The sequence below is a fragment of the Rhodococcus oxybenzonivorans genome (assembly GCF_003130705.1).
In the GTDB taxonomy this organism is placed as follows: Bacteria; Actinomycetota; Actinomycetes; order Mycobacteriales; family Mycobacteriaceae; genus Rhodococcus_F; species Rhodococcus_F oxybenzonivorans.
This window is the reverse complement of sequence record NZ_CP021354.1, coordinates 5,568,184-5,584,290: the sequence shown is the minus strand read 5'-3', so window position 1 is coordinate 5,584,290 and position 16,107 is coordinate 5,568,184. Positions and strand designations below refer to the sequence as shown.

Genomic DNA, 16,107 nt, shown 5'->3' with positions numbered 1-16,107 from the left:
CGGTGGGCCTGTCGGTTCGGTCACGCCCAGCGAATCGTGGCGGCCGTGTACCCGTGTCCGGCACGGTCGACCTACGTCCCGGAAATATCGCGCTCATACCGTTGAACTAACCGCGGTGGGCCGGAGGCCCACCCGATGCCACTGACCAATCACTCCCCTTCTGGAGGCACTTCATGAATACCGACACCCGCCCGCCCGCCGCAGCCGCCCCGCCGATCCGAGCGACCGTATACGTCGGTCGCTGGCCCGAGATCCCCGCGGGAGACTGGCCTGATGTTCCCAGCGGGACCTTCTCGCCCACCACCGCGACCCTCATCAGCGGTCCGACCGAAGCTGTGCTCATCGACGCCCAATACCTCGAGGATGACGTCCGGGACCTGGGCGACCTGATCGAGCGCACCGGGAAGCAACTCACGACGATCTACGTGACGCACGCCCATGCCGATCATTACCTGGGCATCGGTCCCCTGATGGAGCGGTTCCCGGACGCGAAGTGCGTTGCGCTGCCCCACGTGGTCGAGGCCATGAAGGAATCCATGGAACTGCAGCAACAGCAGTGGGCGATGCTGTTCGGTGACGCCTGCGTCGTCAGTGATGCGCTCCCCGACCCGATCGACGACAACACGCTCTACGTCGACGGCTCGCCTCTCAACATCGTCGAGGTGAAGCAGGCCGACATCCATCCCACGACAATTGTGCACATTCCGGAGATCGATGTCGTCGTTGCCGGTGACTCCATCTACAACGAGATCCACCCGATGCTCGGTCTGTCGACGCCCGAGGAATGGCAAGACTGGCTCGAGACCGTGGACCTGGTGGAGAAGCTGGCCCCCAAGGTGATCGTCGCCGGCCACCGCAGGCCCGACGGCGACGACCACGCCGTCGATTCCATGATCGCCGAAACACGGTCCTACATCCAGGACTTCGCCGCTGCCTACGAGGTTGCGGACGATGCGGAGGACCTGGTCCGCATCATGTCGGCGAAGTATCCGGGGCATGGAAACCTCTGGACCCTGCAGTTCTCGGCCATGAACGCGATCCAGCTTCGAGACGCAGGTTCGACCGCGACGGACATCCGGCCGTAACTTCCCGGGCTGGACCCCACGCCCAGCGAACGACGCCGCAGCCCGGGACTCGCAGAAACAGCGGAGCCTCGAGCCTCGACGCGGGGCCCTCCTGTCCCGGCCCATCGCGGCGATGGGTGCAGTTCTAGGCGTTCGGCTCGAGCACCGCCACTCGATACCGCGTGGTGGCCGCGAGACATTGTGCGACTCGCTCACCGCGCAACGGCACCACGGTCGAGTCGTACGTCGCGCCGTGGAACAGGCCGGGCCGAACCGGGTTCGTCTCGACGGCCGACCCCAGTCCCGAAGCGGATATCGATGGGATTTCGCGGCCGGGGTAACGGCAAACCGCACGTGGCGGACGTGTACTCAGATTAGGCGCAAGCATCCCTTCAACGGTGTGTTCCACATCACTAACTTCTTCAACAAGCGTACAAATGTCGGAAGGATCTCTAATGCCACGTGAGGATATTGAATTCTCAGCGGACAATGTCACCTTGCGCGGGTGGTTCTTTCCCGCGGAAGGGGCCCAGTCCAAGTGCCCAGTGGTGGTGATGGTCCATGGACTGTCCGCCGTCAAGGAAATGTATCTCGATGACTACGCCGAGTCCTTTTCCCAAGCGGGACTGAACGTTCTGGTGTACGACCACCGAAACTTCGGCGCGAGCGACGGCGCTCCGCGCCAGCACATCGATTCGATGACCCAGGCCCGCGACCTTCGGCACGCCATCACGTATGCGACTGGCCGCGAGGACGTCGACCCCGGCCGTGTCGGCATCTGGGGATCCAGCCATGGCGGCGGCCTCGTGCTGAGCGTGGCCGCGGTCGATCGTCGGGTGCGAGCCGTTGTCGCTCAGGTCCCCTTCATCAGCGGGTCCGGCCAGATGACGCGGCTCGTTCGTCCGGACTTCCTGCCAACGGTGCGCGCCCAGCTGGACGACGAACGACGCAACCTCTACCACGGCGGGGAGCCCACGCTGATGCCGGCCGTGGACGCCGATCCGCTGGCTCCCGCGCTGATGTCCAGCGTCGAATCCTGGGAGTTCTTCACCAAAACCGCGCAGGACAGGGCTCCGTCCTGGCGCAATGAGGTGACCCTCGGTTCCCTCGAGCGGATCGTCGAGTTCGAGCCCGGCGATGGAATCCACCGGATCTCACCGACCCCACTACTGATGATCGTGGCTGACCAAGACATCAGTGCGTACGCAGAACTTGCCTTCGAGGCCTACGAACGGGCCCTGCAGCCCAAGCAGTTGGTCGTGCTGCCTTGTGGCCACTTCGACGTCTACACGGGTGCCGCGTTCGAAGCGTCGTCAAAGGCTGCGTGCGAACACTTTGTGCGCGCCCTGGCGTAGGACCCGTCCGCGACTACGGGTCCATCAAGAACCTTCGTGCGGGCAACATCAGATCTCAGTTTGATGAGCCCATTCGGACCGCCCGACAGAAGCAATCGCTATCGCGGCACAAGTCCCGCCGCACCAATCCAATGAGGAGGAACCGCCATGCCGTACTGGGAGATCTTCACCCCCGAGAACGCCTTCACCCCCGAGGACAAGGAGCAGCTGTCCGAGGCGATCACGTCGATCTACGTGGACTACGTCAACCTGCCACCGTTCTACGTGGTCGTCCTGTTCAAGGACATGCCGAAGGAGACGATGTATGTCGGGGGAAAGGCGAACAACAACTTCGTCCGGATCCGACTCGATCACATCGCCCGGCAGATGGAGACCGCAGAGGTTCGCGCACTGATGATGACAGTGGCCGAGGAGAAGCTCGCGCCCTTCATCAAGGAGCGCGGCTACGACTGGGAGATCCACATCGACGAGACCCCCATGGACCTCTGGCGCACGCAGGGTCTCGTGCCGCCACCGCCGGAGTCGGACATGGAGAAGCTCTGGGCCAAGGAGAACCGACCCATTCCGTACGACGTCGCTGCCTCGTGATTGAGGATCCCGCGGTACGGCGCTGTGCCCCAGGCCTTGTCGGTCCTCTCGATCGGGGACTGTGCAGTGACGTCGCGGGCCTTGGCCGCCTTACGCAGGTCGTCGGACGCGAGCTGGCAGCAGAGTTACTTTTCACTGGCGGGATGATCGACGCGGTGATGCCGGTCGCACTCGAACTGGCGGAGAAGATCGCGGCGAACCCCCCGCTGGCTGTAGCCGCGACCAAACGCGGCCTCCGCCTTGCACTGGATCCGGACTGGCATGAACTCGGAAGCTGGGTAACCCCCACTCAGGCGTCGTTGTTCACCACCGAAGATCACGTGAAGGTGTTCACTCATTCCTCGAGAAGCGCGAGCCGCGGTATGTCGGTCGCTGATCGCGTCGGCCGCGAGGAAGGCGTTCGCAGCGGCGGGTCGGTGAGCGATCGCCACCGATCGCGGAGAACAAGGATCGCAACCCTGTGAGTTCTACACGTGACAGCGCCGCTGATTCGCGGACACCCGCAACGAATTCCGTACTCGTCACGCGAAGCGGCGCGATACTCACACTGACGATCAATCGGCCCCATCGCAAGAATGCTCTCGACGAGGCCGCTTTCACCCGACTTCGGGAAGAGCTCCGAAACGCAGGAGCCGACGAGACCGTCCGTGCTGTCGTCCTGACAGGGGCCGGAGGGGACTTCTGTTCCGGCGCCGACCTTGCAGGTGAGAAGGAGCCGCGACACCCTCTGAACCGGATGCGCTGGATGGGTGACATCGCCGAGGCGTTGCATCACTTGCCGCAACCGACTGTGGCCAGAGTCGAAGGAGTCGCGGTGGGAGCCGGTTGCAATCTCGCGCTCGGATGCGATCTGGTTGTCGCCTCCACCACGGCACGCTTCTCCGAGATCTTCCCCAGACGCGGAATGTCAGTCGATTTCGGCGGCTCGTGGCTCCTGCCTCGCGTCGTAGGGCTTCAGCAGGCGAAGCGACTGGCCTTCCTCGGCGAGATCATCGATGCCCACGAGGCACTGCGGATCGGAATTGCGACCTGGGTGAAGGCACCGGACGAGCTCGACCACTTCGTCCTGGACCTGGCTACTCGGCTGGCCAGCGGTCCTCCCATCGCGCTTGCACAGTCCAAGGTGATGATCAACCAAGCGAGCAGCTCGACATTCCGTGAGGCCTTGGAAGGTGAGTCCCGTGCCCAGCTGATCAACTTCGCGACCGACGAGCCCTTGGCATCGCGGGCGTTTCTCGACAAGACCGAACCCACATTCGAAGGGACCTGGCAATTATGAGCGAATCGACCACCGCCGTTTCCGGCGCGACTACCGAGAGTCAGTGCACGTCGGCGCACTCCAGGGCCAGCGCGGACGGGCGGCGGTCGGCTCCCCTGCGGCGCTCGAGCGTTGGCTTGCCGTCCTCGAGGACCAGATCGGTCTTGGCCGGGTAGCCCGCGTCGACCGCGACCGCGACCGCGGCCGCGGTGCCGGCCAGCCGGCGGCGGTAGAACCCGACCAGCGCCGGGGCCTCGGCCGGGATACCGGCCTGCTCGCAGAACTGCGCGGCCAGCCCGTCCGGCAGGTCAAGCACGCCGCGCCCGGTGTCGACGACCATGGCCGGGACATCACCGAGCTTCGGGAAGTACCCGAGCCGTTGATACGCCTGCAGAAGCATCGTCAGGGCAAGCAGGTGAGGATCGCTCTGCATCTTGCCCCGATCGCGCCGCGGATGTGGTCGTCCCACCGGACCGCTGTGCTGGCCCCTTCCTTGTTCGCGATTCCTGGGTGCGGACCGCTCATCGCAGCGAAGGGGTCGGTGAGACTGCTCGTGTCGATAGAATGCACTCCAAGGATGCGTTCGCACGGCACAACGGCACCGCGCCGCTTCCAGTATGGTCGTCGAACCGCGCTCGACATCGACTCTCGCGCACCGGGAACCGTCAGCTCAATGCCGCAATCCATCGCATCGCACTCACTCAGGCCCGCTGTCATCCCGACGCGCGAGCACTGTTGGCACGTCGCAAGGCCAGCGGCGACGGTGGAATGGAAGCACTCCGCATCCTCAAACGCAGACTCTCGGACGTCGTCTTCACAGCGATGGCCGCAGATCTATCACTGATGGTCACCGCAGCCGCTGCTTGACAGAGGAGCAAGTGACAGTCCCGTCCCGGACGCCGAGTTGGACGTTCTCGTGGGTGATCTGGGTGAGATCCTCCATCACGGGAAGCGCCAGCTCGCGCAGTACCAACCCGCGGGGGCAGGGAGGCGATCTCCCACAGGCGGAGCCCGATGTGGTGGCGGCCGCGGCGTCGCGTTCGAGGGCGCCCCAGTCGAGCAGGTCGGCGGCGAGCCGGTGGGTGGTGGGCACCGGCAGGTCGGCGCGCCGGGCCATATCGCTGAGGGCGAGTTCGGGTTGGCGGCGGAGGTGTAAACGAACGTGGCCGGGGCGTCCGATCAGGATGGGCGCCCGTGCCACGTTCTGCGATGCTGTCACCGCAGTTCGCGCTTGAGGATCTTTCCTGTCGCGGTCATGGGAAGTGAGTTCGCGATCTCGATGATGCGTGGGTACTTGTAGGCGGCCATCTGCTCCTTGGCCCAGGCGATCAGGTCGTCGCTGGTCGTATCGACACCGGTGTTGAGGATGACGAATGCCTTGATTTCCTCACCATGACTCTCGTGCGGGACGCCGATCACGGTGGCGAGGCTGATATCAGGGTGGCCCATGAGGACTTCCTCGATCTCACGGGGATACACGTTGAAGCCTCCGCGCAGGATCATGTCCTTGGAGCGGTCGACGACGTAGTAGAAGCCGTCCTCGTCCTTGCGAGCCAGGTCACCGGTGCGGAACCAACCGTCACGCAACACTTCAGCTGTCGCGTCGGTGCGCTTGTAGTAGCCCTTCATGACGTTGTGCCCCCGGATCGCGATCTCACCGATCTCGGACACCTCGTTCCAGTCCTGGTCGATCAGCTTGCACTCGATGCCCCAGATGGGAACACCAATCGATCCGGGTCGGGGAGCCTGGTCGGGGTCGCTGAACGTGACGACCGGCGAAGTCTCCGACAAGCCATAGCCCTCGAGAATCTGCACTCCGAGCTTCTGTTGTGCTCGGGTGATGATGTCGACCGGCAGACTCGAACCGCCGGATACACCGATGCGGAGGTTCTGCGCGATCCGCTCGACGTCCACGTCGTCGGTCAACGCTTCCAGTAGGCCCCACCACATGGTCGGGACGCCGGCGAAGAACGTGATGGCCTCGCGCTGCATGAGGTCGATGACCTGTCCTGCATCGAAGCGGGGCACCAGATGCAACGTTGCGGCTATCGAGAAGCCGGCGTGCATCTGCACGGTCGCGCCGAAAGTGTGGAACAAGGGCAGCGCCAGGACATGCGTGTCAGTCGCCGGCTCGCTGGAGAAGAGGCGGTTGCATGTGAGGGAGTTGAAGGAGATGTTCGCGTGCGAGAGTTCGGCGCCCTTCGGCTGTCCGGTGGTGCCGCTGGTGTAGAGGATGGCGGCCGTGTCGGTCGATTCGGTGGCGGCGGACTCGAACGATGCAGACATGGTGGCCAATGCCTGTCCGAGAGTCTCGACTCCTTCGATCGGGCTAGGCGCGGCTGGGTTCGCCGTGATGAGGAGGAAGTGCTTGGCGCTGGACTCGAGGAATCCGCTGTGTCCTTCGGCGCCCATGGGCAGGGCCGGGGTGCCTTCGAAGCAGAAGTATGCCACGGCGTCGGAATCGGTGAGGTGGTAGGCGATCTCACGGGTCTTCAAGAGAACGTTGAGGGGGACGACGACGGCGCCCGCCTTGAGAGCCCCGTAGTACACGATGGGAAACCACGGGATGTTGGGGCTGCTGAGGGCAATCTTGTCGCCGGGCTGGATGCCTTGTTCGACCAGTAGGTTCGCCACCTGGTTGGCGGCTCCGTTGACCTGCGCATAGGTCAGGCGTGTTTCGCCCAGGACCAGCGCATCGCGTTCAGGGTACTTGCGGGCAGAGTCTTCGAGGAGGACGGATAGGTTGAACATCGAGCTGGCTCCTTGGCTGTTCCGGGCACCGGGAACCGTTCACTTGGGGGCGAACTGTTCTTACGGTTCGATTTTCGTCAGTCGGCCAGGAACCTCAGGACTTCAGGGACGAAGGTCTCGTGGTGCTGGAAGACGCCGCCGTGGCCCGAGTTGGGGTAGATCGTGATCGTGGAGTTGGGCAGGCGTTCGGCCAGGTCCTCGGAGTGTTCGCTGGCGACCATGAGGTCGTGGTCGCCGTTGGCGACGAAGACTGGTGCGGTGATCTTTGAGAGGTCGTCTGGTGCGTGGAGTCCGCCGGTGGTGATGGCGCGGAGCTGCGCGAGTCGGGCCTGGTTTGAGATCGGCTTGTCGCGGTCGTTGGTTCGCTCGGCGAGGCGGTCAAAGTAGGCGTTGGCGGCCTTCTTGCCCTCGAGGGTGCGGGGGAAGAAGAGGAAGTGGCGGGCATCCTTGCGAGCCAGTGCCGCCTTGGCGTAGGCGCCGCCGACAATGAACGGCATCTTCCAGATTCCGCCGCCGCCGCGTGGCCCAGTGCCGGCAAGGACCATGCGACGTACGAGGTCGGGTGCCTGCAGGGCGATCATCTGAGCCACGGCTCCGCCCACGGAGAAGCCGAAGAGGTCGACTTTCCCGTGGCCGAGTGCCCGGATGAAGGCGATGGCGTCGGCACCCATTTGCTCGAGGTCGGTGGGCACCTTGGAGCCGGTGCCACCGACGCCCCTGTTGTCGAAGGCGATGACGCGGTGCTGGGCGGCAATGCCGTCGATGACGCGAGGGTCCCAGTCGTCGAGGACCGCGGTGAAGTGGTGTAGGAAGACCACCGGAACGTCGGTGTCGGTGCCGAGTTCGCGGTAGACGTAACGCACTCCGTCCACGTTGATGCTGCTGGTCGGCACGTCTTTCCAGGTGGTCATGAGATCTTCTTCCGTGATGTGGTCGGGGTGGAGGTTTGTCGTTGGGATCCGCGCTGGTCAAGGCGAGCCAGGACGTCAAGCACGGTGCGATCTGTGGTGAGCTTCTTGTCGAGCACCGGTCCGATGACGCCGCGTGCAGCCGAGATCGCCGACCACCGGGAGGGGTGAATCACGCGGGGTGTGCGACGTTCGAGCCCGTCCGCGATGGCATTGGCTGCCGATGTCGGTGTGACGCGCTTCATCAAGGTTTTGGGGAGTGCGCCGAGGAGGTCGAGGACGACCGGGTCCTCGTCGACACCGTGCTTGATCATGGCGGTGTCGACCAGGGAGAAGTAGGCGGTCAGGACGGAAGCGCCGACGTCGGTGAGCTCAATCCGCAGGGCACGCCCGAGCTGCTCCACTGCTGCTTTGCTCATGGCGTAGGGAATGGTGCCCATGCCGTTGACGAAGGCGAACACTGATGAAATCAGCACGACCTGCCCGCGGTTGGCCAGTACCTGTTCCAGTGCGGCGTCAATGGTGTTGACGACCCCCGACACGTTGACGGCCAGCGCAGCGTCGACGTCGGACTCTGGTGTGGTGCGAAGAGTTGCGGCCTTCGGTAGGAGTCCGGCATTGGCGACCACCACGTCCACCCGACCGAAGTGCTCCACAGTCGCAGCGACCGCGGCGGCGAGCTCGTCGCGCCGGCGTACGTCGGCGATCACCCCGAGAGCGTGAGCGGCGTGGAGACGCGCTGCGCGTTCGGGGGTGTCTGCGGCGAGATCGGCGATGGTTACCCGTGCACCCCTGCGGAGGAGTTCTTTGGCTGTAGCGCTTCCGATCCCGCCGTTACCGCCGGTGACCAGGACGACCTTCCCGTGGAGGTCATAGGTTTTGGGGCTCGGCAGAAACCTCATCACAGGCCCCGACGCTTCCCGAAGGTGAAGCGGCCGTTGCGCCGTACCATCGTCAGAGTGGTTTTGATCGGGCCGCGCTTGAGATCTGGCTCCTGACCGCGGCTCAGTCGGTGCAGTTGGTCGGTGTTCCAGCTGATGTTGAGAAGTCCGTCGAGCTGCTTGAGGTCGGCAACACGACCCAGGAGTGGGCGAAGTCCGTAGCTGATTTCGTGTGTCTTCAACTCAGCGTCTTCGTCGGCGAAGATGTCGGCAGCAGCCTCGGGGTTGGTGGCGGAGGGGCGTGCGATGCCCACGAGGTCGCACTCGCCACTCCTGACGGCCGAGTCCATGCCCGCGTGGGTGCGGAAGCCTCCGGTGACGGCGATCGGCACGTGGCCTGCAATGCCCTTGACGGACGCTGCGTATTCGAGGAAGTACGCCTCGCGAGCGCGGGTGCTCGCCGCTGCGGAGCCCGACATGGCGGGGGACTCGTAGTTGCCCCCGCTGATTTCGATGAGGTCGACGCCTTCGTTGACGAGGGCGGCAACGACGTCGCGTGACTCGGCCTCGGTGAAGCCGCCTTTCTGGAAGTCAGCCGAGTTGAGTTTGACGCTCACGGCGAACCCCGGGCTGACTGCCTTGCGGGTGCGGCGGACGATCTCGAGCAGGAATCGCCTGCGCCGCTCGGGGTCGCCGCCCCATTTGTCGGTGCGTAGGTTCGCCAGGGGCGAGAGGAACTGGGTGACGAGATACCCGTGGGCGGCATGGATCTGAACGCCGTCGAAGCCGGCGGCCTCACATACGGTCGCCGCGCGGGCGAACCGATCAACGATGTCCTCGATCTCGGTGTCGGTCAGTTCGCGTGGTGTCGCCGCGCCAGGCATCGCCAGTGCGACAGCGCTGGGAGCGACGGGGGTGTGGCCGAGGTTGAGTGGGTTTGCCTGTCGGCCGGGGTGATTCAACTGGACGAAGATGGGTGTGCCGCCGTCGTGGGCGGCCTTGGACCACGAAGCCAGGGCATCGTGGTCGCGGTCGTCCTCGATGACGACGTTGCCGGGCTCCCCGAGCTGAGTGCGATCCACTGCGACGTTGCCAGTGATGAGCAGTCCGTAGCCCCCCTTTCCCCAGCGTCGGTAGAGGTGTGCCAGCTGCTCGTTCGGAGCGTTGTCGCTGCCGGCGAGTGCCTCGCTCATCGCGGCTTTAGTGATGCGGTTCGGCAGGCGCAGGCCGCAGGGAAGGTCGAGCGGGTTGCTCAGGGCCGTTGTCGGATTTCTCACGGTTACTCCAGAAGTTGATTGGAGTACGATCATAATATGATGGTCGTCATACAATCAAGAGGTGGATGAGGAAGGGATGCTCTGATGGCCAGATACGGCAGTGATCACAAGGAGGCGACGCGACGGCGCATCATTGAGACAGCGGGTCGTCGCCTCAAGCGTGACGGGATCGATGGTGCCGGCATCACCGCGTTGATGTCCGATGCGGGACTGACCAACGGCGCCTTCTACGCGCATTTCGCATCGAAGGATGATCTCATCGCTGCCGTCGTCGCTGACCAGCTCGAAGCACAGGCCGCCACCATCACCCAGCTCCCCGAGGGACGCGAAGCCCTCACCGACTACGTCCGCTGGTACCTGTCGCTGGATCACCGCGATGACGTTGCTAACGGGTGCCCTTCCGCCGCGCTGCTCGACGAGATCGCGCGGCAGGGTGGAGAAGTAGGGGTGGCCTATCAGCGCGGCGTTGCCGCGATCGTTGATGAGGTTGCGCATCGACTGGCAAGGGATTGGTCCCTTGATCCCACTCTGGCCAGGACGCGAGCAGTCGGGCTGATGACTGTCCTCATCTCGAGCATGCAGCTGGCGCGAGCGATGACAGGCGAGCAGGCGGTGGAGGAGATTCTCACGGCGGGGCTCGAGAACGCCCGAGCGCTCCTGGCCTCCTGATGCGGTAGTTCGAGTTCGGCGACGAAATCGCTCACGTGCGGCAGGTGATCGAGGCCGACGTGTTCGGCGCCTCCCTCTTCGGCGGTGAAGATCCGTAGCTGCTGTTTCGGGCTGGCGGTGGCCTGCTCGTACGAGCGGTGGGCGTATTCGACCGGAATCTGCCGGTCGTTTTCGCCGTGTGCGATCAGGAACGGGACGGTGATGTTCTCCACGACACCGTCGAGGTTGACGCCGTCGGCGAAGTCGAGGAACTCGTCCAGGTCGTCGTGACCCCAGACCCACATCACGTGTTCCCAGTAGTGCGGCACCGGGCGTTCACCTTCCCGGTCGACGCGGCGACGCTGCACCTTGCCCCAGTCGTGGTTTGCGCCCCATGCCACACACAGCGCGGCCGCGTTTTTCGAACGCGGCCGCCCGAGTCCCTGCAGGCGCAGTGCTTCGCGGCTGCCGGGGCAGTCGACCATCAAGGTGGCGATACCGCGGCGGGCGAGTTCGTGGTAGAAGCCGGACTGGTAGATGTGCTCTATGGCACCGCCTCAGTGCGGCGATCACACCGCTGAGTGCCGGCACCAAGCGGGTGAACCGGGCGAAGAACACGACCATCCTCGAGGAGCCGTTGACTCCCAGCGACCGTTGGCACCACCCGAACGGTGTGCTTCCGACCGTCTTCGGCTTGGCGATGGCTCCGGTGTTCTTGTCGACTGGTGAACATTTGCTCAACTTCTCGATCGATGGGCACCACGCCGCTGAGATGCCGTTCGACGTCGAGGCGGTAGACGCGCCCAGCACCTCGCAGGCGATCCCCGCCCTCGAGGACCTCATCGGACGGTTGCGGCACGCTGGTCAGATCCGATTCGTTCAATACCTCCACTCATGGAGCAATCAGTGTCGCGAAATAGGACACGAGTCACCTCATCCGTACTTCTACCCTTTTCGAGTGTGCAGTTCATGCGCATATTCGGAGCCGTTTCATTCCCCCGTTTGAGGAGTAACCATGGCCTTGTTCGCTGTGATCTGGTCGTATACCACCGATGCGTCGGTCAAAGAGGCTGCGCATGCCGAACATCTGATTTTCGTCAAGGATGCGGCTGCCCGAGGCGTGCTGCAGGAGGCCGGCGCCTGGGTCGACGGCGCCGGAGCCTTACTGGTATTCAAAGCGGACAGCGAGGACGCCCTGCGTTCTCTGCTTGCGGAGGATCCTTACGTCACGCAGGGCGTCGTCGTAGAGGAGCGCATCTACCAATGGAATCCAGTCATAGGCCCTCTCGTCGGCGTCTAACGGCGAATGCGGCACACACCTCAGTCCCTAGTGGCTCGCTGTTGAAGTTACTTGGCGGTTTGCCGCGGTAAGTACTTGGTCGGCGGTGTTGGTTCAGACGAACGGGCTTGCCGTTCGCTTATTCTGAACCCACCTCCGCCAGGCGCCGTCCTAGCGATTTGCGTCGCCCGGCAACCTTGCCGGTGGCGATATGGCAGTGAAGTCCCCATTTCCCTGTGAAATGCATTCTCACCGTCACAGACTCGTTCTTCGCACGCCAGTGCGGCGCGAAAGATGTGACTCCACCTACGATTTCGAATCGCTGAGTCCCACGCTGATTTCGGTGAATGGTCGAACCGCATGCGCGGCATTGCCGCGCTCCACTTTCGACCTGTGCAGCATTCTCCTGGGATGCTCGACCTTCTCGATCGGCCGGGTTCTGTCGCGCATCTTCCCGCTGCATGCGTTCCAAAGATTGCTTATATACGTAAAAAGTTCTCTTATTGCGTTTCCGGAGTTCGGGTGTCATGCTTGCCCTACAGCGTGTTCCAAGTCACTCGAGTGGTCATTGCTGAATCGTTTTGTGAGGTGTCCGAGGGCTTTTGGCAGCCCACTGGCTATCGCCACACAAGAGTGGTTTCCCAATCACTTCGACTACCGCCGCTCGACTGCACTGAGACCGGAAAGTCCGATATCGACCCGCCCGCGGTGACAGTACGCACTACAAGATTGTCGAGAAGATTCTTGTACCGGCACACCTGCCGCTTTGCGCGTGCGGGTGATGAGACACAGCACCTCCGCGCCGAGGGGCGATTCCAACCACCTCTGCGCCTACACAGATCGGGGAACAAAAATGTCCGTGAACTTGGACAGACCAACGTTGCCGTCGTCGATCGCTGACGGGACAACGTTGTATATCGCAGGTCGATGGAGCACCGCCACCGACACTTTCGAGCGTCTAGATCCCTCCGATCTCCGCCGTGTGACGGGAATCTACGCTTCGGCGACTCCCAGTAATGTCGAGGCTGCGTACGCGGCCGCAGGCGGTGCTCAACCAGCGTGGTCCGAGACGACAGCAATTGAGCGGTCGAACTATCTTCGTTCTGCCGCTGACCTTCTGGAAAGCCGCGTTCACGAAGCTGCCCTCACGATCACCGCAGACATGGGGAAGGCGATCCGTGACGCACGCGCCGAAGTCCTGCGCAGTGTCGCCATCCTCCGCTACTACGCCGGTGAGATTCTGCAACCCAGTGGAGAGACATACCCCAGTGCCGACTCACACACGATGCTGATGACGGTAGAGGAGCCGCTCGGCGTCGTCTGTGTAGTCACACCGTGGAACTTCCCTTTCGCGCTTCCGGCGTGGAAGATCGCGGCGGCAATAGGTTTCGGGAACGCGGTTGTGTGGAAGCCCGCCGAACCGGCCTGCGGATCCGCAGTCTTCCTGACGAGGATTCTCGCAGAAGCCGGGTTGCCCGCGGGGGTCGTCAATCTGGTGACAGGCAGTGGTAGAAAGCTCTCGGCGGCGCTCACCGGGAACCCGCGACTCGCAGCCTTGACCTTCACCGGTTCGGGTGCAGTCGGGTCGCGACTCCGTCAGGCCGTCGCCGATCGCAACATCAAGGTCCAGCTCGAGCTGGGCGGCAAGAACCCGTCCATTGTTCTCGCTGACGCCGATGTCGAGGATGCAGCGCTACAGATCGTGAAGAGCGCGATGCTCCACACGGGACAGCGTTGCACCGCGACGAGCCGGGTTTACGTCGACCGCGCCGTCGCTCCCAGGCTACGAGAACTGCTGGTGAAGCACGCTGACGCGCTCGTCGTCGGTAATCCGTACGACGCGGCCACCGATATCGGCCCACTAGCCTCGGTGGAGCAACGTGACACGGTGGCCGGCTACCTGCAACTCGCCCGCGAAGAGAACGTCCAGTTTCTCACGAGGCGCGAGTTCGATTCCGACACTTGCTATATCGCACCCACCATCCTGACCGGAGTGTCGGAGAAAAGCAGGCTCGTCCGGGAGGAGATCTTCGGACCAGTCGTGACCGTGCAGGAAGTCGATGGTTTCGACGATGCGCTGAAGGCCGCGAACGACACGGACTACGGCCTGTCCTCGGGAGTCTTCACCAGAGACATCGCGACCGCGATGACCTTCATCCGGCGCACACAATCAGGGTTGGTGCACATCAATCGCGAGACCAGCAGTGTCGAGCCGCATGTGCCGTTCGGTGGGCTCAAGAGCTCGAGCAGCATGAGCCGAGAACAGGGGAAGGCCGCACGTACCTTCTTCACAACCACCAAGACCGCGTATGTCCGCTGGACCTAGAAGCCACGCCGGACGGGATTCCCATAAGTCAGCTCAACACAGACTGCGACACAGAGCGCAACCGACAAACCCCAGCATCAAACCCCAATCAACACTCGGTAACAAGAGGAGACAACAATGAGCACTACCGCACCAGCCGTGACCGAAGTACTTGACGTTCTCGTCGTAGGAGCAGGATTCGCCGGGTTGTACCAGCTCGAGAATCTACGGAGTCGAGGGTACTCGGTGAAGGTCGTCGAGGCGGGTGAGGACCTGGGCGGAATCTGGCACTGGAACCGCTACCCGGGTGCCCGAGTAGACAGCGAAGGTCCCATCTACCAGTTCACGCGCCCCGACCTATGGGATGACTTCGGGTTCTCCGAGCTTTACCCCGGAGGTGACGAACTGCGCCGCTACTTCAAGTACGTCGACGGGAAGCTCGATCTGAGCAAGGACATCTACTACAACACGCGGGTCGCTTCCGCCGAGTTCGACGAGACGGCGAACACCTGGACCGTGACCGCGAAGAACGGAAACCTTTTCGTCTGCAAGTATTTCGTTTTGTGCACCGGATTTGCGGCAAAGCCGATCTTCCCGAAGCTCCCGGGAATGGACAGCTTCGCAGGGATCAACCACCACACCGGACTGTGGCCCGAAGGCGGAATCGATTTCGCAGGAAAGCGAGTCGCCATCATCGGTACCGGCGCCAGCGGCGTGCAGGTCGCTCAGGAGGCGTCGAAGGAAGCCGCACAGCTGACCGTCTTCCAGCGCACTCCCGTTCAGGCGCTCCCGATGCGACAGCGCCAGCTCACCGACCAGGACAACGCGACGATCAAGTCCGATCTGGCGGACAGATTCAGTCGTCGTCCGGCGTCATTCTCCGGCTTCGACTTCGACTTCATTCCCAAGTCAGCCTTCGAGGTGAGCGACGAAGAGCGAACCGCCACCTATGAGCGACTGTGGGAGCACGGTTTCGAGTTCTGGCTCGGAACGTACCAGGACGTCTTCGTCGACGATGCTGCAAACGACACGGCCTACGAGTTCTGGCGTGACCGGACGCGTGCCCGGATCAAGGACCCGGTGATCGCCGAGAAGCTGGCGCCGATGAAGAAGGCGTACCCCTTCGGCGTGAAGCGCCCCTCGCTCGAGCAGACCTACTACGACATCTTCAACCAGGACAACGTGCGTCTCGTCGATCTGCACGAGGACCCGATCGAGACGATCACGCCCACCGGGCTGAAGACCGCTTCGGAAGAGCACGAGTTCGACATCATCGTTTACGCAACCGGCTTCGACGCCGTCACCGGTGGCCTGACCGCGATCGACATTCGCGGCACCGACGGTACGTTGCTCCGGGACAAGTGGTCGAACGGCGTGCGGGCAAACCTTGGGGTCGCGACGGCAGGATTCCCCAACCTGCTGTTCCTCTACGGACCACTCAGCCCGTCGGGCTTCTGCAACGGGCCCAGCTGCGCCGAGATCCAAGGTGACCTCGTCATCAACACCATCGACTACATGCGAGACAACGGATTGAGCCGTATCGAATCCGAGGCGGATGCGGATGCTGCCTGGTCCGATCACGTCGCCGAGCTGACGGCCGAGGCGCTCTACGACAGAGCCGACTCCTGGTACATGGGTGCCAACGTCCCGGGTAAGCCGCGGCAGTTGCTGAACTACCCCGGTGGTCTTCCCCTCTACCTGGCCAAGTGGGACGAGACCGTGTGTGCGGGATACAAGGGCTTCGCGCTTTCCTGAACAGTCAATCTCCCTCCCTCGAGTAGTGATGAAAGTGA

Annotated in this window: 16 protein-coding genes and 1 pseudogene; 10 read left to right on the top strand and 7 right to left on the bottom strand. The window is 63.3% G+C overall.

All coding sequences use genetic code 11. From position 1 onward, the window contains the following. Nucleotides 1-173 precede the first annotated feature (173 nt). The 5 genes from CBI38_RS25900 (at nucleotide 174) to CBI38_RS25880 (ending at nucleotide 4,286) form a co-directional block, all read left to right on the top strand. A complete protein-coding gene (locus CBI38_RS25900; RefSeq protein WP_109333393.1) occupies nucleotides 174-1,085 on the top strand; it encodes an MBL fold metallo-hydrolase in 912 nt (303 codons plus the stop codon). A gap of 434 nt (nucleotides 1,086-1,519) precedes the next feature. Beyond that, complete coding sequence (locus CBI38_RS25895; RefSeq protein ID WP_109333391.1) at nucleotides 1,520-2,419, top strand: alpha/beta hydrolase; 900 nt, start codon at nucleotides 1,520-1,522, stop codon at nucleotides 2,417-2,419. 147 nt (nucleotides 2,420-2,566) lie between these two features. Further along, nucleotides 2,567-3,007, top strand: a complete 441-nt coding sequence (locus CBI38_RS25890; RefSeq protein WP_109333389.1) for a tautomerase family protein — start codon at nucleotides 2,567-2,569, stop codon at nucleotides 3,005-3,007. A gap of 158 nt (nucleotides 3,008-3,165) precedes the next feature. Beyond that, nucleotides 3,166-3,471, top strand: a complete 306-nt coding sequence (locus tag CBI38_RS25885; RefSeq protein WP_230989966.1) for a Clp protease/crotonase-like domain-containing protein — start codon at nucleotides 3,166-3,168, stop codon at nucleotides 3,469-3,471. Beyond that, nucleotides 3,468-4,286, top strand: coding sequence for an enoyl-CoA hydratase/isomerase family protein (locus CBI38_RS25880; RefSeq protein WP_109333387.1), 819 nt, complete (start codon nucleotides 3,468-3,470; stop codon nucleotides 4,284-4,286). The genes CBI38_RS25885 and CBI38_RS25880 overlap by 4 nt, the downstream gene beginning before the upstream one ends. Nucleotides 4,287-4,326: 40 nt before the next feature. Here CBI38_RS25880 and CBI38_RS38545 read toward each other — a convergent pair whose 3' ends face one another. After that, nucleotides 4,327-4,698, bottom strand: coding sequence for a hypothetical protein (locus tag CBI38_RS38545; protein WP_204164824.1), 372 nt, complete (start codon nucleotides 4,696-4,698; stop codon nucleotides 4,327-4,329). A gap of 131 nt (nucleotides 4,699-4,829) precedes the next feature. On the opposite strand from CBI38_RS38545, the gene CBI38_RS25870 reads away from it, so the two are divergent. Next, a complete protein-coding gene (locus tag CBI38_RS25870) occupies nucleotides 4,830-5,132 on the top strand; it encodes a transposase (protein WP_204164823.1) in 303 nt (100 codons plus the stop codon). On the opposite strand, the gene CBI38_RS25865 is transcribed toward CBI38_RS25870, so the two are convergent. The 5 genes from CBI38_RS25865 to CBI38_RS25845 all read right to left on the bottom strand — a co-directional run bounded on the left by CBI38_RS25865 (nucleotide 5,113) and on the right by CBI38_RS25845 (nucleotide 10,115). Beyond that, nucleotides 5,113-5,484, bottom strand: a complete 372-nt coding sequence (locus tag CBI38_RS25865) for a helix-turn-helix domain-containing protein (RefSeq protein WP_418328289.1) — start codon at nucleotides 5,482-5,484, stop codon at nucleotides 5,113-5,115. The two genes, CBI38_RS25870 and CBI38_RS25865, sit on opposite strands and share 20 nt — an antisense overlap. Next, the gene (locus CBI38_RS25860) at nucleotides 5,481-7,016 is read right to left on the bottom strand and encodes a long-chain-fatty-acid--CoA ligase (protein WP_109333385.1); all 1,536 of its coding nucleotides are present in this window, start codon (nucleotides 7,014-7,016) and stop codon (nucleotides 5,481-5,483) included. Before CBI38_RS25860 ends, CBI38_RS25865 begins: the two co-directional genes overlap by 4 nt. A 77-nt stretch (nucleotides 7,017-7,093) precedes the next feature. Further along, entirely contained in the window at nucleotides 7,094-7,927 is an 834-nt protein-coding gene (locus tag CBI38_RS25855; protein ID WP_109333383.1) for an alpha/beta fold hydrolase, read from the bottom strand. Further along, entirely contained in the window at nucleotides 7,924-8,826 is a 903-nt protein-coding gene (locus tag CBI38_RS25850) for an SDR family NAD(P)-dependent oxidoreductase (RefSeq protein ID WP_109333381.1), read from the bottom strand. The genes CBI38_RS25855 and CBI38_RS25850 overlap by 4 nt, the downstream gene beginning before the upstream one ends. Beyond that, nucleotides 8,826-10,115: an NADH:flavin oxidoreductase/NADH oxidase family protein gene (locus tag CBI38_RS25845; RefSeq protein WP_204164822.1), complete on the bottom strand. Its 1,290-nt coding sequence runs from the start codon at nucleotides 10,113-10,115 to the stop codon at nucleotides 8,826-8,828. Before CBI38_RS25845 ends, CBI38_RS25850 begins: the two co-directional genes overlap by 1 nt. 51 nt (nucleotides 10,116-10,166) lie before the next feature. Between CBI38_RS25845 and CBI38_RS40345 the strand changes: the two are divergent. Next, nucleotides 10,167-10,292 (top strand): annotated as a pseudogene (locus tag CBI38_RS40345) (TetR/AcrR family transcriptional regulator); the annotation flags it as partial. 245 nt (nucleotides 10,293-10,537) lie between these two features. On the opposite strand, the gene CBI38_RS40340 reads toward CBI38_RS40345, so the two are convergent. Continuing rightward, complete coding sequence (locus CBI38_RS40340) at nucleotides 10,538-11,215, bottom strand: alpha/beta hydrolase family protein (protein ID WP_335743631.1); 678 nt, start codon at nucleotides 11,213-11,215, stop codon at nucleotides 10,538-10,540. A 530-nt stretch (nucleotides 11,216-11,745) separates the two neighbouring features. Here CBI38_RS40340 and CBI38_RS25825 point away from each other — a divergent pair. The 3 genes from CBI38_RS25825 to CBI38_RS25815 all read left to right on the top strand — a co-directional run bounded on the left by CBI38_RS25825 (nucleotide 11,746) and on the right by CBI38_RS25815 (nucleotide 16,069). Beyond that, on the top strand, nucleotides 11,746-12,030 hold the full coding sequence (locus CBI38_RS25825) for a YciI family protein (protein ID WP_109333375.1): 285 nt from the start codon (nucleotides 11,746-11,748) through the stop codon (nucleotides 12,028-12,030). An 832-nt stretch (nucleotides 12,031-12,862) separates the two neighbouring features. Next, nucleotides 12,863-14,335 (top strand): aldehyde dehydrogenase family protein, encoded by a 1,473-nt coding sequence (locus tag CBI38_RS25820; RefSeq protein WP_109333374.1) that lies wholly within the window; start codon nucleotides 12,863-12,865, stop codon nucleotides 14,333-14,335. Between the two features lie 117 nt (nucleotides 14,336-14,452). Continuing rightward, nucleotides 14,453-16,069 carry a flavin-containing monooxygenase gene (locus CBI38_RS25815; protein ID WP_109333372.1) on the top strand — a complete coding sequence of 539 codons (1,617 nt, stop codon included), beginning with the start codon at nucleotides 14,453-14,455 and terminating at the stop codon, nucleotides 16,067-16,069. Nucleotides 16,070-16,107 lie beyond the last annotated feature (38 nt).

Coding starts and splice junctions, on each gene's coding strand:
- CBI38_RS25900 (WP_109333393.1), top strand. CDS start 174: ATGAATACCGACACCCGCCCGCCCGCCGCAGCCGCCCCGCCGATCCGA.
- CBI38_RS25895 (WP_109333391.1), top strand. CDS start 1,520: ATGCCACGTGAGGATATTGAATTCTCAGCGGACAATGTCACCTTGCGC.
- CBI38_RS25890 (WP_109333389.1), top strand. CDS start 2,567: ATGCCGTACTGGGAGATCTTCACCCCCGAGAACGCCTTCACCCCCGAG.
- CBI38_RS25885 (WP_230989966.1), top strand. CDS start 3,166: ATGCCGGTCGCACTCGAACTGGCGGAGAAGATCGCGGCGAACCCCCCG.
- CBI38_RS38545 (WP_204164824.1), bottom strand. CDS start 4,698: ATGCAGAGCGATCCTCACCTGCTTGCCCTGACGATGCTTCTGCAGGCG.
- CBI38_RS25870 (WP_204164823.1), top strand. CDS start 4,830: ATGCACTCCAAGGATGCGTTCGCACGGCACAACGGCACCGCGCCGCTT.
- CBI38_RS25860 (WP_109333385.1), bottom strand. CDS start 7,016: ATGTTCAACCTATCCGTCCTCCTCGAAGACTCTGCCCGCAAGTACCCT.
- CBI38_RS25855 (WP_109333383.1), bottom strand. CDS start 7,927: ATGACCACCTGGAAAGACGTGCCGACCAGCAGCATCAACGTGGACGGA.
- CBI38_RS25850 (WP_109333381.1), bottom strand. CDS start 8,826: ATGAGGTTTCTGCCGAGCCCCAAAACCTATGACCTCCACGGGAAGGTC.
- CBI38_RS25845 (WP_204164822.1), bottom strand. CDS start 10,115: ATGATCGTACTCCAATCAACTTCTGGAGTAACCGTGAGAAATCCGACA.
- CBI38_RS40340 (WP_335743631.1), bottom strand. CDS start 11,215: ATGGTCGACTGCCCCGGCAGCCGCGAAGCACTGCGCCTGCAGGGACTC.
- CBI38_RS25825 (WP_109333375.1), top strand. CDS start 11,746: ATGGCCTTGTTCGCTGTGATCTGGTCGTATACCACCGATGCGTCGGTC.
- CBI38_RS25820 (WP_109333374.1), top strand. CDS start 12,863: ATGTCCGTGAACTTGGACAGACCAACGTTGCCGTCGTCGATCGCTGAC.
- CBI38_RS25815 (WP_109333372.1), top strand. CDS start 14,453: ATGAGCACTACCGCACCAGCCGTGACCGAAGTACTTGACGTTCTCGTC.